The sequence below is a fragment of the Bartonella sp. CB10SXKL genome, from assembly GCF_042195515.1.
In the GTDB taxonomy this organism is placed as follows: Bacteria; Pseudomonadota; Alphaproteobacteria; order Rhizobiales; family Rhizobiaceae; genus Bartonella.
The window spans coordinates 39,902-53,749 of record NZ_JBHION010000010.1; the positions used below are offsets into that span (position 1 = coordinate 39,902).

A 13,848-nucleotide genomic window follows, 5' to 3' on the forward strand; every position below is an offset into this window, starting at 1 on the left:
ATAATTTTTATACTTTTTCAGTTGTTTTTGTCAAAATTTATTAAAAACACTCTCATTTAATAATAAAAAACAATCATAAAAACAAAGAATTATCAAATATTTCTATTCAATCTACCTCTTCTTATTTTATAAAATAATCTGTTGTTAAACTGCAGTAAAGAAAGCGCTTCAATACTATAATGCAGTGCATAAATTTTCTATTTAAACTCTCTCATATCAAGTGAACAATGAAAATCAGACGTAATAAGATGTCAACGTGAATGCTGAAGAAAAAAACCGTCCCCCTCAAAATCTGCCTTAATAAGGCGTTAATTTCCTGAATACCGCCTACTCTGATGTGCTAAAAGAGCAAAAGTAATCATCGATATCAGATTATCCCGCATACATATAGAGCTCACTTCGATACAAAAGCTCCAAATTGCCTTGCACTTCATATTTCTTTATCAATGAGACCAATTGCCGCAAATATTCTTCCCCATAGCAAGCAATAGCGCGTTGCGCTTGCGTTGAAGAGCGGCTCATTCCAATAAAAGCTTCAGATGGGATCATCATCGTCCAATTATGCGTATGAAAAAAAATCTTTTCTGGATCTACCCCAAAGCCATCACTCATTTCCTGTAAAAAATCAAAATTACGATAATAACGGGAATAGTTCGGACTCATTTTTTCTAACAATGTCTCATAAGCCTCTAGAAATTCGCTATGCTTGAAATCGCGATTATTTTGAATAACCGCCATGACACCATTGACTCGAAGTTGATCTGAAACAGAACAAAGCAACTTGGGACGATCCATCCACTGAAACGCTTGCGCTGCAATGACAAGATCAACCTCGCCAATTTGAGGCAATAGGTCTTCGGCACGGCCCTGATACCACTGCACCGTAGGAAATTTTTTTCGCCCCTGCTTAATCATATCTGCCGATACATCGATAGCATGATATTGGTGCTCATTTCCTAAAAATTTAACAATTCCCTCTAATGCGATGCCTGTCCCAGCACCCACATCCACAATGGACAAATGCTTTTTGTTCTTAAAAGAATGGAGCATGGTTTTAAATAAAGTGAGGGGGTAGCGAGGACGATAACGATCATAATCATTAGCCAATCCATCAAACTTTTCACTTTGCCGTTGAACACCTTCTATCACAGGATTTTCCGCCTCCTTCACAATTACTACCATACATAGTTAAAAAGCCTTTTTTGTCCAATCTATTAAACATAACTTCTAAAGGAGTGAAAATAAGAACTGCCCTTACCTTCTATCTTTCCATAAGATTGATACTTACATTTTTCCCTTTTCCAATTGTGATCTGCACGTTGTGAAACACAAAAATACTACGAAAATAATATAATTTTCTGTAATAATAATTGATATAAATATTATTGAACTTTTATAATATGACATCTATATTACCCGTATTATTTTAATATCAACGAGTCACTTAAGCGTGCCTAAAACGCATAGAGATGTCGATTTATTGATAAATATGCCTGTTTATAAAATTTAAAATACTTTCCACCAAGAAGATAAACCCTATATAATACATAAAATATCTGTGGAGACATCTTTATGTTAAATGTACAAACTTCTTCAATTTCAATGTTTAAAATATTAAAACAATTTTCAATCGTGATTTTTTTGGCATGGTTAGTGCCATTTTTAAGTGGGTGCGGATTTAATACGATACCAACAAATGAAGAAAAAGCACATGCAGCATGGAGTGAAGTGCTCAATCAATATCAACGTCGTACAGATCTCATCCCCAATCTTGTAGAAACAGTTAAAGCTTACGCAGCTCATGAACAAAGCGTTTTCACAAATGTAATTGAAGCACGTGCTAAAGCAACGCAAGTCAACATTAATGCAGATATGTTGAATAATCCAGAAGTTATGCAGCAATATCTCAAAAATCAAGCAAATTTATCAAGTGCACTTTCGCGACTTATGGCTGTTGTTGAAAACTATCCGGATCTTAAAGCAAACCAGAACTTTCTTGCTCTTCAATCACAATTAGAAGGAACAGAAAACCGTATTTCCGTTGCGCGCCGCGATTATATTGAAACAGTACGTGCCTACAATACTGCACTCAAAACAATGCCGACGATGATTTGGGCAAAATTATGGTTTCGTGATGCTAAACCTATGCCAACTTTTACCATCGATACTGATAGCCAACAAACACCAAAGGTTAATTTTAATTAATGAAATCATTTCGATACTCTTTGCAACGTATTGTATTTCCACAATTATGGGCTTTTATCTGCTCTCTGTATTTAGTTGCTGCATTGGGAAGTATCGCTTGTTCGCAAATAAAATTTCCTCATTTAACAGGCTATGTTAATGATGTGGCTCATTTGCTCGATAATGCAACCAAGGAAGACTTGACAAAAAAACTGGCAGCACTCGAAGAGAAAACGGGAGATCAAATTGTTCTTGTGACACTCCCTACTCTTTCGGGCAATGATATAGAAACATACAGCAATTCTCTTTTTCGTACATGGGGATTAGGCCAAAAGAAGATCAATAATGGTGTATTACTGGTCATTGCACCGAATGAACGCACAGCACGTATCGAAGTAGGATATGGTTTGGAAGGAGAGCTAACAGACGCTCTTTCCTCTGTCATTATTAATAGCTTCATGATTCCTAATTTTCGCGAAGGAAATTATCAAAAAGGAATTGCTGAAGCAGTTGATGCAATTATCAAAGTTATTACAGAAAGTAATTCTGATTTTACTTTTCGTATCAAAGAAAAAGCTAAAATCGTTGAAGAACAACGTAAACAAGCTGAAAAAGAAGAAATGGTAATCAATGCAATTATGTTTTTAGCCTTTTTTATAATGTTTGGTCTTCCTATTCTTGCAATGATTTTTGGTAAAAAAGTGGGTCCACAAAAGTATCTCTGGCTGGGGATCATCTTCACACCTTGGTTTCTTAACTTAAGTGCCGGTGGCAGATATCCTGGTGGAAGGTTCGGTGGTCCTCGAGGTGGAGGGGGCTTTAGGGGTGGTGGTGGATCATCAGGTGGGGGCGGTGCAACAGGAAGATGGTAAAAGGAACGTGGATTTTTAAGCGTAGCAAATCTTCTTAAGATAAAATTTATGAACGTATTCTCTTTTATTCAACAATTCTATACCTTACTCTGTAATCACTTTTATTGATTACAATATAAACTCAAACATCAAGATAAATATTACCAATGACATTTGAATTGAAACATACGGATCGTAATCACTTATCACATCATTTTAATGCAATTCTAGGAAATCCACCCGTTGAATGGAAGATAAGTGATCATCTAGTTGAGTATCCTGAAGCTCTGCGTTATATGCAAGAACGTGTAGAAAAAATTCTTGCAAAAACCGCGCATGAACAAGTTTGGCTTCTTGAACACCCTTCCCTTTATACAGCGGGGACGAGTGCAAATAAAAAAGATCTTTTGGCGCCTAATTTATTCCCTGTTTATGAAGCAGGACGTGGAGGTGAATTTACATATCACGGTCCAGGACAGCGTATTGCTTATATCATGCTTGATCTTAAACGCCGAAAACAAGACATTCGTGCTTTCATTAGTGCATTAGAAGAATGGATCATACAGATGCTTGCAAACTTTAATATTAAAGGCGAACGCAGAGAAGATCGCGTTGGTGTCTGGGTTAAACAATCTCATTTCCCATCAAAACAAAATGATATTTATTCCGAAGATAAAATTGCAGCTATTGGCATTCGAGTGCGAAAATGGATAAGTTTTCATGGAGTTTCTATCAATGTTAATCCTAATTTAGCCCATTATTCAGGAATTGTTCCTTGTGGAATTACAAACCACGGTGTAACGAGCTTTCTTGATCTAGGTTGCCCTGTAGCAATGCATGATATTGATATTGCTCTCAAACACGCTTTTGAACAAATTTTTGGTCCAACAATTGATGTTTTCTAAGTGCATTGATTTTTAAATAAAAAACAGGCATAAAATTATTTTAATAAATATTTTATTTTATGAGGTAGATAGTTAAACGCTATGAGCGATAACAAAAAGGATCTTTTTAGTGTTTTAAATAAAGCCCAATCTCGGGTAAATACAAAAGAAAACACTCTGCAGCCTCCAATGAAATCAAAAGCGATGATTTCAAGAAAAAGTGCAAAAGATACGCAAGAAGATGACTATAATGCCCTCTCTATTCGAGTTCTTGAGGGTTTAGAGCCCGTGCGTTTACGCCCTGGCATGTATATTGGTGGAACAGACAGTAAAGCGCTTCATCATTTATTTGCCGAAATTATTGATAACGCGATGGATGAAGCTGTTGCGGGTTATGCAGATTCTATTGAGGTCTCATTAGATAGGAACGGTTATATAACCGTTACAGATAATGGACGCGGTATTCCTGTCGAAAATCATCCTCAAATGCCTGAGAAATCTACTCTTGAAGTTATTATGACACAACTCCACTCTGGGGGAAAATTTGATGGAAAGGCTTATCAAACTGCAGGTGGACTTCATGGAGTAGGAATTTCTGTCGTCAATGCTCTTTCTGATGATATGGAAGTTGAAGTTGCACGAGAACGAAAACTGTACCGCCAACGTTTCTCACGCGGTATTCCTCAATCTGGATTGGAAGATCTGGGAGATGTTTATAATCGTCGTGGTACGCGCGTTCGTTTTCATCCTGATCATGAAATTTTTGGTGAAAAAGCAGCTTTTGATCCAGAAAAAATCTATAAGATGACATGCTCCAAAGCCTATCTTTTTGGTGGCGTAAAAATTCGCTGGACTTGTGATCCCGTCATACTTGAAGGCGCAAAAAATATTCCTGAAAAAGCTGTTTTTCATTTTCCCAATGGGCTTAAAGACTATTTACTTGCGTCACTAAAAGATGAATATCGAGTAACGTCAGAAATTTTTTCTGGCAAAACACAACACAATAATGGCCATGGCTCGGTTGAATGGGCTATCGCTTGGCATGGTGGTGATTCTTGTGTGCAATCTTACTGCAATACGATTCCTACAGGAGAAGGCGGAACGCACGAAATAGGATTACGTCAAGCTCTTTTGCGTGGATTGAAATCCTACGCTGAGTTAATAGGAAACAAGCGCGCAGCGATTATTACGTCTGACGATATTATGATTTCAACAGCCGCAATACTTTCAGTCTTTATCAGTAACCCTGAATTTGTTGGACAAACAAAAGATCGCTTAGCAACCATTGAAGCACAGCGTATCGTTGAGAATGCAATCCGCGATCCTTTTGATCATTGGTTAGCAAATTCCCCGCAAGAAGCAACAAAACTTCTCGATTGGGTTATTGAACGTGCTGAAGAACGCGTTAGACGACGCCAAGATAGAGAAATAAGTCGAAAAACTGCTGTCCGCAAATTACGTCTGCCCGGTAAACTTGCAGATTGTAGCCAGAACCATGCTGTGGGTGCTGAACTATTCATTGTTGAAGGGGATTCTGCAGGAGGATCTGCTAAACAAGCAAGAAATAGAGCAAACCAAGCAATTTTACCTCTTCGTGGTAAAATCTTAAATGTCGCCAGTGCTGCACATGAAAAAATGAACTCAAGCCAAACAATTAGCGATCTTATCCTTGCTCTTGGATGTGGAACACGCTCCAAGTATCGTGAAAAAGATCTTAGATATGAACGTATTATCATCATGACAGATGCTGATGTTGATGGTGCTCATATTGCGTCACTGCTCATTACCTTCTTCTTTCAAGAAATGCCTGACCTTATTCATCAGGGACATTTATATCTCGCCGTCCCTCCCCTTTATAGAATATCGCAAGGAGGAAAAGTTGCTTATGCTCGTGACGACATTCATAAGGATGAATTGCTCAAAACTGAATTTACTGGAAAAGCTAAAATAGAAATCGGGCGTTTTAAAGGGCTGGGTGAAATGCGCGCAGAACAACTTAAAGAAACGACTATGCATCCTCAAAAACGTACATTGCTTCGTGTTTCTATTGATGCCGTGGAAATGCAAGAAACGAAAAAGACTGTAGAAAGTCTCATGGGAACAAAACCAGAAGCACGATTTCGTTTCATACAAGAAAATTCTACTTTTGCTTCTAATCTAGACATCTAATGTAAAAAATATCCCTTTCAAACCACTGCGGCTGCGTCAATCACGCGCAGCTGCGGATTGATCGTTCCATTCCAATAATTCAAACTAAGATGACCAGCTAAATGAATCATTTCACCAATATTTTCAAAAAGAAAATCACCAAGCGATGTCCCTACAGCACGAAAAGCAATTCCTTGCAGTTTTTTTCCTTCAACATTAGATACAATGAGGCGAAGATGTCCTTTACCAACTTCAGATAGATTCACCAGTCGATGAGAGGGAAGAACAAAAACAGGTGTTGCATTCCCTGCCCCAAATGGCCCTGCTTTTTCAAGCAATTCAAACAGCGCTTCATTAACACCAGAAGCAGAAAGAGAACCATCTATACTAAGAGATTTTTTTGCACGCAACTGTGAAACCATTAAAGAAACTTTTTCTTCTAGCCATTTTCGAAAAATTTCAATTTTTGTTGATTGAATTGTAATTCCTGCTGCCATACTATGTCCCCCTCCTTTTTCTAATAAATTTAATGTAACAGCTTCACGAACGAGTGCTCCTAAATCTATACCATTAATTGAGCGTCCCGACCCTACGCCATTTCCATCTTCTTTCAAAGCAATAGCAAAAACAGGACAAAAAAAACGCTCTTTGAGACGGGAAGCAAGAATACCAATAATTCCCGGATGCCATTCTTTATGTGAAATTACAAGCGATAATGGTATTTCTTGATCTTGATAAAGAGAAGTAATGTAAGATTCCGCTTGTGCTAATTGAATGTTCTCCATTTCTTGGCGTTCTTGATTAAGCCGATCTAATTGTTCTGCTATTCTGTCCACTTCATCTTTATTCTCACAGCTAAGCAAACGTGCTCCCAAAGCTTGATCACCAATGCGCCCTCCTGCATTAATTCTAGGACCTAACAAAAAACCTAAGTGAAAACTATTAAGCGGCTCCCCTATTCGTGCAACCTTTGTTAAAGCTGTTATTCCTAGATTATGCATAGAACGAGCAACTTGAAGCCCTTTTATCACAAAAGCACGGTTAACCCCCTGTAATGGAACGACATCACATATGGTTGCCAATGCAACAAGATCAAGCATACTTAAAAGATCAGGCAGCTGCCCTTGGAATTGTTTTTTCCGCAGCAAATGATGAACCCAAGCTAACGTAACAAAAACAACGCCAGCTGCACATAAATGCCCCTGTTTAGAAAAATCATCAGGGCGATTAGGATTGACAAGAGCAACGGCTTCTTGATGAATCTCTGACATTTGATGATGATCTAAAATCACAACATCAGCACCAGCAAGCCTCGCTGCTTTTACGGCATCAGGACTGTTTGCGCCACAATCAACAGTGATAATTAACCGAGCGCCTTCTTGCACAAGCTTCCTCATTGCTTGTTCATTAGGACCATAGCCTTCAACAATACGATCAGGAATATAAATTTTGACTTCAATACCAAAATAACGAAAAAAACGCGCTATGAGTGCCGATGAACAAGCACCATCAACATCATAATCCCCAAAAACAGCAACCTGTTCTTGATTGAGAAGAGCCTTAACAATACGCTCTGCAGCGCATTGCATATCCCTAAAACTTTCTGGATCAGGCATAAGCGTACGTAATGTTGGATTAATAAAAGCAACAGCCTCAGCTTCATCCACATCTCTTGCTGAAAGTACTCGAGCTAACTGATCTGGAAAGCCAAATTTTTGAGAAATAGCGCGCGCATTATTTATCCCTTGAACATCAAGGGCATCTAACCAAGCTTGACCACAAGCAGAAGATTCAACATTGAGAAAATAACGAGACCACTGCATTATTTCTTATTTTATAATGAAGAACAATAAAATACAATCATGCGTTAAAGATAAAATAGTTTTTTGCAACATTCATTTTAAGTTTAAATGGTCTACAAACTTCTTTTAATGGGGTATTATAATACCTTTCTCATAACATGTTGTTTTATAAAGTTTTTATTTTCTCTTGACGTCAATCAAAAGACATTATATCAGAGCAAGTAGTATGCGTTAAATATTTCGCTATGGTAACAATTTTCAACGCAAAACAGTAAAAATTCCCTTATATTAAAAGGGTTCTAATAAAGGATACTTCTATGGCAACTTTTTCACAAAAGCCAACTGAAGTGGTGAAAAAATGGGTTATTATTGACGCAGAAAACCTTGTTTTGGGTCGTCTTGCCACATTTGTTGCTAACCGCTTACGTGGCAAACATAAAGCTACATTTACTCCACATGTTGATGATGGTGACAACGTTATTGTCATTAATGCAGATAAAATAGCTCTCACTGGCAAAAAATATACGGATAAAAAATATTATTGGCATACCGGCTATATTGGTGGAATCAAACAACGTACAGCACGTCAACTTCTTGAGGGACGTTTTCCCGAACGCGTTATTGAAAAAGCAGTAGAGCGCATGATTCCTCGAGGGCCTCTTGGTCGCCGTCAATTGAAGAATCTACGTGTTTACGCTGGAAGCCAACATCCACATGAAGCACAACAGCCTGAATCTCTTGACGTTGGTGCTTTAAACCGCAAAAACAAAAGGATTGCTTGATTATGGCTGAAATTAATTCTCTTTCTGAGCTTAGCATAGTAACAAGTATTACAGAAACACATGAAAATGTTGTTCCTGTCCACGTGCAAAAGCTTGATTCACAAGGACGTGCTTATGCAACAGGAAAGCGTAAAGACGCTGTTGCACGCGTATGGATTAAACCAGGTTCTGGAAAAATCACAATCAACAATAAGGAATTTGACAAATATTTCGCTCGTCCTGTTCTTAGAATGATTCTTCGTCAACCAATTGTTGCAACAAATAGGGATACCCAGTTTGATATTATTGCAACCGTTGCAGGCGGTGGTCTTTCCGGACAAGCCGGTGCAGTGCGCCATGGCATTTCCAAAGCTTTAACCTATTACGAACCAGAACTTCGCTCAATCTTGAAAAAAGGTGGTTTTCTTACCCGTGATAGCCGCGTTGTTGAACGTAAAAAATACGGTAAAGCAAAAGCACGTCGTTCTTTCCAATTCTCAAAGCGTTAATTTCAATTTTTGTACAATGCATAAAGCCTCGGACAAAACCGAGGCTTTTTCCCCTACTAAAACAGACTTTTAGATGAATGTAGGAAAAATCTATACCGATTAGAAAAAACAAGAATGCAAAACAACCGCTTCTCTTAAGACAAAAGGCAAGAAAAATAAGCCGAAAAATCTCGAAACTTCAGTTTCAATTTTTAAAATCTGTTTTACTAACTTGAATATATCCACGTGCTAAAGCAGAAAAATATTTGCACGAAAACTTTAGCAATTTTATAGGCTTCTCAATATTTTTTTCTATCATCACTTAACAAGCTTTAGTCCACAAAATGTTTTACCATTGTGATAAAATGAGGGACAGAAATAGGCTTTGACATATATTCTTCACATCCACTGGCACGAATTCGCTCCTCATCGCCTTTCATAGCAAAAGCTGTTACAGCAACAACAGGAATTGATCGAAGTTCTTCATCTTCTTTTAATTGTTTAATAACATCTATTCCAGAGACCTCTGGCAACTGGATATCCACAAGGATAAGAGATGGCATTGATGAACGCGCCAAATCTAATGCCATAAGACCATTACGCGTTTCAACAGTTTCATAACCACTCGCTTCTACAAGATCACGGAATAACTTCATATTAAGCTCATTATCTTCCACGATCATGACTTTTTTTGACATTCGTATAACTCCACCCTTCTCAAATAAAATAGAGAAATAGAAATGAATCCACATTCTCTTTGCTTAAGATAAAATGATAAAATGAATTGTAAACCACAAAGAGATTAAAAGATTCCAATAAAAGCATTTTTTACAAATATTTGTAAGACGCATCACTATACTTATTCAGTTCATCAGTATAAAATCCACAATAACCATAAGTATTGTATTACCCTATATTTTTGAGTGAATACGCACCGTTTATGAATATCTCAATTCCAGCATATGCATTTTCATCATAGAAAAAATATCAAATACAAACTTAGCTCAAATGCGTATTTTGAAGAGAAAAAATTTAATTAACTTTAAAAAGCAGCTGATTATTTAAATTTAATGTCCCCTATACTGCCATCCCCCAACAATATCTTAATGATATTAAAGGATAAATTTACCATATTATTAAAAGTAAAAAATAAATAAACCGTGATTAAACATCACGGTTTATTTAATATAAAATATTCAACAACAGAATAATTCAAAGTTCATAAAGGAATTATCTTTTAATTCAAAGCCCATGCACTATAAGCAAAAGCATCGAATGCTCTTCCACCTGTCTCTCTGTTAGGACTCGGCGGTTTTCTAGTAAAGAAATATACAAGATATGCGATTAAACCAAAAATCGCTGCTTCCATCCCCATTAAACCCGCGACTTTTTGGACATTTTTCTCAGCCCCTTGTCCTCCAAACTGGCTAATAATCATATCAACAGCTTTAATAACTCTATTTTCCTGTGTCATTACAGAAATGAAACCAGCATTTTGAAATCTATCATTTAAAGAATCAGCATTGGCTCCTAAAACCTGTGAAAAGAAAATAGCTACTGCAACAAAACATACTATACAATGCTTGAATATTTTCATCATAAACACCTATTACAATATTTAATAAAATAAATTTTCTTTACCGCCCCCTCTAAATAGAAAACATTACATCATCTATCGATAAAGTATATTTATCTTCTAATAACAAAAAATATAATACAAAATTTAATTAACAGTTTTATTTTAATTGTTAATTTTATATTATATTACATTTACAATATATCCGTTACATGTTTATTTGAATATTGTCAATTATTTTATTCGTGTTTTAATAATGTATAATTTAATGGTAAAAATGTATTAAAATAAAATTATTTTATTATTTTTATTATAATTTTATCTTTATTATCATAAATATTATTAGATATTATAACATAAAAATATCAATATATTGTTTTTTTAGTTACACGTAATGTTTTTTATTTTTTGTATAATATAGTAAGATAAATATTTTTAAAATTTACAAAAAACAAAAAAATATTTTATTGAAATATTCTGTTAAAATAATTTTTTCTTAGTATAGATTGAGAAGAAATAGTTTTCCCAGCAAAAATTAGCGTAAGTATCAACTTAGCTCTTTGATTGAAAAAGCTAAATTAAGTAAGATAAGGGATAACTTTGGTGAACGCGCCAAATCTAATGCCATAAGGCCATTACACATTTCAAAGATTTCACAGCCATTCGTTTCTACAAGAACGTGGAATAATTTTAATAAAGTTCATTGTCTTTCAAGATTCTAACTTTCTAACATTAATATAATTCTACGACTTAGAGAAATAGAAATAAATACACATTCTTTCTAACCAAGATAAAATGATTAAAAATTTTAAACCTCAAAAAGACTATATTATGTACAATAAAGTATTTCTGTAATAATATTAAAAAAAGAGTACAGCCTAAAAACTTAAAGCTTAATGGGCATATTAATAAATATAAAAATAGCTAAACCGTGATTAGAAATCACGGTTTATTAATTATAAAAGATTCAAAAACAGAATAATTTAAAATTCATCAAATCAACATTTTTAATTAAGAGCCCATGCACTTCGAGTAAAAGCAGTGAATGCTTTTTCACCTGCGCTTTTTCTAGGATCCGGTGGCTTTCTAGTAAAGAAATATACAAGAAATGCGATTAAACCAAAAATCGCTGGCTCCATTCCTATCAAACCAGCCACCTTTTGGACATCTTTTTCTCTGCTTTGTTCCGAAAATTGACTAATAATCTCCTTAACAGTTTTAATAACTCTATTCTCTTGTTTCATTACAGAAATAAAATCAGCGTTTTGAAATCTACCATTTAAAGAATCGGCATTGGCTCCTAAAACTTGTGAAAAGAAAATAGCTACTGCAACAACACATGATATACAATGTTTAAATATTCTCATTATAATAACCTATTACAATATTTAATAAAACCTTACTCTCTAAACAGAAAACATCACATCATCTACCGATGATTCATATTTTCCTACTGAGAAGAGAATGATAATATAATACAAAAATAATTATCATTTTGTATTATATTTTTATTCTTTCCATATTTAATTTGTTTTGTCAATTATTCTATTTTTGTTTTAAGCTGACTGATTAGATGATAAAATTTTATTACAATAATATGATTATATTATTGTTTAAATTGTATTTTTTCTTCAAAACGATTGATTTTCTTAATCACAACATTTTTAAATCACAACATAAAAAATATTACTAAATTGTCTTTTTTATTACACATAATGGATTTTTTATATTGCTAGCATACAGTAAGCTAATTTTTTTTTCTTATTGTATGTTGAGAGGAAATAGCTAACCGAGTAAAAATTTAGCGTAAACAAAAATTTCGCTCTTTGATTAGAAAAGCTAAACGAGATAAGATAAGAGATAATATTGATGAAATCGCCAACTTTAATCCATAAAGCCATTAAACATTTCAACGATTTTACGACAATTCGTTTCTACAGAATCGCAGAATAACTTCAGTTTAAGCTCATTATCTTCCACGATCATTACTTTTTGATATTAATAGTGCTCCACCCATTCAAAATAAAATAGAGAAATAGATAATGAATACAAATTCTCTCTCTAACCAAGGTTAAAAAGATAAAAAATGTAAACTATAAAGAAACAAAACAACACCTAATAAAAGCATTTTTGCAAATATTTGTAATGCTCAGCATTATGTTTTTCAGTTTATCAAAATGAACTCCACAATAATCGTAAAATTATATTATTCTATATTTTTGAATTGATATGTAAAATTCATAGGTATCTAATGAATACCAATAAACTCACAAGTATTTTCATCGTAGTAAAGCTATCAATCACAAAAATTAATTCAAATACACATTTTGAAGAGAAAAAACTTACGTAACTTTGATATGCATAGATTTTTTTATCTGTAAGCAATCGGTAGTTTATATACCCAATTAAAAATTTATTCTTGTGATCTTATATTGTCTCAAACGCTTTTGTTATACATCAATACGAGCGATGCAATAACAAATCAAAATAGAACTTACTTATGTAATTTTAAACAAAACTTTAAAATGGACCACACATGTTGTTAATGCATTGTTAAATGCAAAAACAATCACAAAACTGTGAAAATAAAAAACTCATTATAAATGCTAATAACTTAACAGAATTTATTTTTTTGCTTTATATAATTTTTCAAAAAATTTGGTAAGAAAATATGAGTGATACGCGAAAAAGTTCTCAATCTTTTCAATCTCTATATCAAAAATCACATTATTTTCATCACTGATAATCAAAAACATATGATCGTTATCAGTTATTTTACAACATCAAATTAAAGCATTATTTTTGTTTATTGAAAAAGAAGCTGTCTGGATTTCTCTTTATTTTTTTGGACAAATTTAAAAACATAACTTTATTAATAACATATCTCATAATCTCTATAGAAAGATACTTAAATAAAGAATACTATAAAAAATAAAATGAATATTATTGATGATTTTTTATAATATCAGTTTTAATATGCGCTTTAGAAGCATAATATAATTTAAATCAATTTATTAATAATATTAATAGTATTTAAAGTATCTATAACACTTAAAATTTCTGAACTAAAATATATAGACTTATAAATAATATACCATTAAAAGATATTCTAACAATATTTCTTAGACATATTTTTTAATAACATATCTACAAA

General features: G+C 34.0%; 11 protein-coding genes. 6 read left to right on the forward strand and 5 right to left on the reverse strand.

Annotation, left to right across the window (positions count from 1 at the left end):
• Window positions 1–372: 372 nt before the first annotated feature.
• The gene (locus tag ACFIK3_RS06450; RefSeq protein ID WP_273791579.1) at window positions 373–1,182 is read right to left on the reverse strand and encodes a trans-aconitate 2-methyltransferase; all 810 of its coding nucleotides are present in this window, start codon (window positions 1,180–1,182) and stop codon (window positions 373–375) included.
• Window positions 1,183–1,572: 390 nt separating this feature from the next.
• Between ACFIK3_RS06450 and ACFIK3_RS06455 the strand changes: the two genes are divergently transcribed.
• The 4 genes from ACFIK3_RS06455 to parE all read left to right on the forward strand — a co-directional run bounded on the left by ACFIK3_RS06455 (window position 1,573) and on the right by parE (window position 6,088).
• Entirely contained in the window at window positions 1,573–2,205 is a 633-nt protein-coding gene (locus ACFIK3_RS06455) for a LemA family protein (protein WP_273724085.1), read from the forward strand.
• On the forward strand, window positions 2,205–3,056 hold the full coding sequence (locus tag ACFIK3_RS06460) for a TPM domain-containing protein (protein ID WP_375664707.1): 852 nt from the start codon (window positions 2,205–2,207) through the stop codon (window positions 3,054–3,056). Before ACFIK3_RS06455 ends, ACFIK3_RS06460 begins: the two co-directional genes overlap by 1 nt.
• A gap of 146 nt (window positions 3,057–3,202) precedes the next feature.
• Entirely contained in the window at window positions 3,203–3,940 is a 738-nt protein-coding gene (lipB, locus tag ACFIK3_RS06465; RefSeq protein ID WP_375631295.1) for a lipoyl(octanoyl) transferase LipB, read from the forward strand.
• Between the two features lie 81 nt (window positions 3,941–4,021).
• A complete protein-coding gene (gene parE / locus ACFIK3_RS06470; RefSeq protein ID WP_375660572.1) occupies window positions 4,022–6,088 on the forward strand; it encodes a DNA topoisomerase IV subunit B in 2,067 nt (688 codons plus the stop codon).
• A gap of 17 nt (window positions 6,089–6,105) precedes the next feature.
• On the opposite strand, the gene recJ is transcribed toward parE, so the two are convergent.
• Complete coding sequence (gene recJ, locus ACFIK3_RS06475; protein ID WP_375676433.1) at window positions 6,106–7,890, reverse strand: single-stranded-DNA-specific exonuclease RecJ; 1,785 nt, start codon at window positions 7,888–7,890, stop codon at window positions 6,106–6,108.
• A 296-nt stretch (window positions 7,891–8,186) separates the two neighbouring features.
• Here recJ and rplM point away from each other — a divergent pair, with 296 nt between their 5' ends.
• Window positions 8,187–8,651, forward strand: a complete 465-nt coding sequence (gene rplM, locus ACFIK3_RS06480; RefSeq protein ID WP_015856544.1) for a 50S ribosomal protein L13 — start codon at window positions 8,187–8,189, stop codon at window positions 8,649–8,651.
• A gap of 2 nt (window positions 8,652–8,653) precedes the next feature.
• Complete coding sequence (gene rpsI, locus ACFIK3_RS06485) at window positions 8,654–9,139, forward strand: 30S ribosomal protein S9 (protein ID WP_015856545.1); 486 nt, start codon at window positions 8,654–8,656, stop codon at window positions 9,137–9,139.
• A gap of 311 nt (window positions 9,140–9,450) precedes the next feature.
• On the opposite strand, the gene ACFIK3_RS06490 is transcribed toward rpsI, so the two are convergent.
• From ACFIK3_RS06490 to ACFIK3_RS06500, 3 genes are all read right to left on the reverse strand, one after another.
• Window positions 9,451–9,816, reverse strand: coding sequence for a response regulator (locus ACFIK3_RS06490; protein ID WP_005773308.1), 366 nt, complete (start codon window positions 9,814–9,816; stop codon window positions 9,451–9,453).
• A 539-nt stretch (window positions 9,817–10,355) separates the two neighbouring features.
• Window positions 10,356–10,715, reverse strand: a complete 360-nt coding sequence (locus tag ACFIK3_RS06495) for a hypothetical protein (RefSeq protein WP_273791584.1) — start codon at window positions 10,713–10,715, stop codon at window positions 10,356–10,358.
• A gap of 986 nt (window positions 10,716–11,701) precedes the next feature.
• Entirely contained in the window at window positions 11,702–12,061 is a 360-nt protein-coding gene (locus ACFIK3_RS06500) for a hypothetical protein (RefSeq protein ID WP_375676434.1), read from the reverse strand.
• Window positions 12,062–13,848: the final 1,787 nt, after the last annotated feature.

Excerpts from the sequence above, each read along its gene's own strand:
- ACFIK3_RS06450 (WP_273791579.1), bottom strand. The coding sequence starts at position 1,182 with ATGGTAGTAATTGTGAAGGAGGCGGAAAATCCTGTGATAGAAGGTGTT.
- ACFIK3_RS06455 (WP_273724085.1), top strand. The coding sequence starts at position 1,573 with ATGTTAAATGTACAAACTTCTTCAATTTCAATGTTTAAAATATTAAAA.
- ACFIK3_RS06460 (WP_375664707.1), top strand. The coding sequence starts at position 2,205 with ATGAAATCATTTCGATACTCTTTGCAACGTATTGTATTTCCACAATTA.
- lipB (WP_375631295.1), top strand. The coding sequence starts at position 3,203 with ATGACATTTGAATTGAAACATACGGATCGTAATCACTTATCACATCAT.
- parE (WP_375660572.1), top strand. The coding sequence starts at position 4,022 with ATGAGCGATAACAAAAAGGATCTTTTTAGTGTTTTAAATAAAGCCCAA.
- recJ (WP_375676433.1), bottom strand. The coding sequence starts at position 7,890 with ATGCAGTGGTCTCGTTATTTTCTCAATGTTGAATCTTCTGCTTGTGGT.
- rplM (WP_015856544.1), top strand. The coding sequence starts at position 8,187 with ATGGCAACTTTTTCACAAAAGCCAACTGAAGTGGTGAAAAAATGGGTT.
- rpsI (WP_015856545.1), top strand. The coding sequence starts at position 8,654 with ATGGCTGAAATTAATTCTCTTTCTGAGCTTAGCATAGTAACAAGTATT.
- ACFIK3_RS06490 (WP_005773308.1), bottom strand. The coding sequence starts at position 9,816 with ATGTCAAAAAAAGTCATGATCGTGGAAGATAATGAGCTTAATATGAAG.
- ACFIK3_RS06495 (WP_273791584.1), bottom strand. The coding sequence starts at position 10,715 with ATGAAAATATTCAAGCATTGTATAGTATGTTTTGTTGCAGTAGCTATT.
- ACFIK3_RS06500 (WP_375676434.1), bottom strand. The coding sequence starts at position 12,061 with ATGAGAATATTTAAACATTGTATATCATGTGTTGTTGCAGTAGCTATT.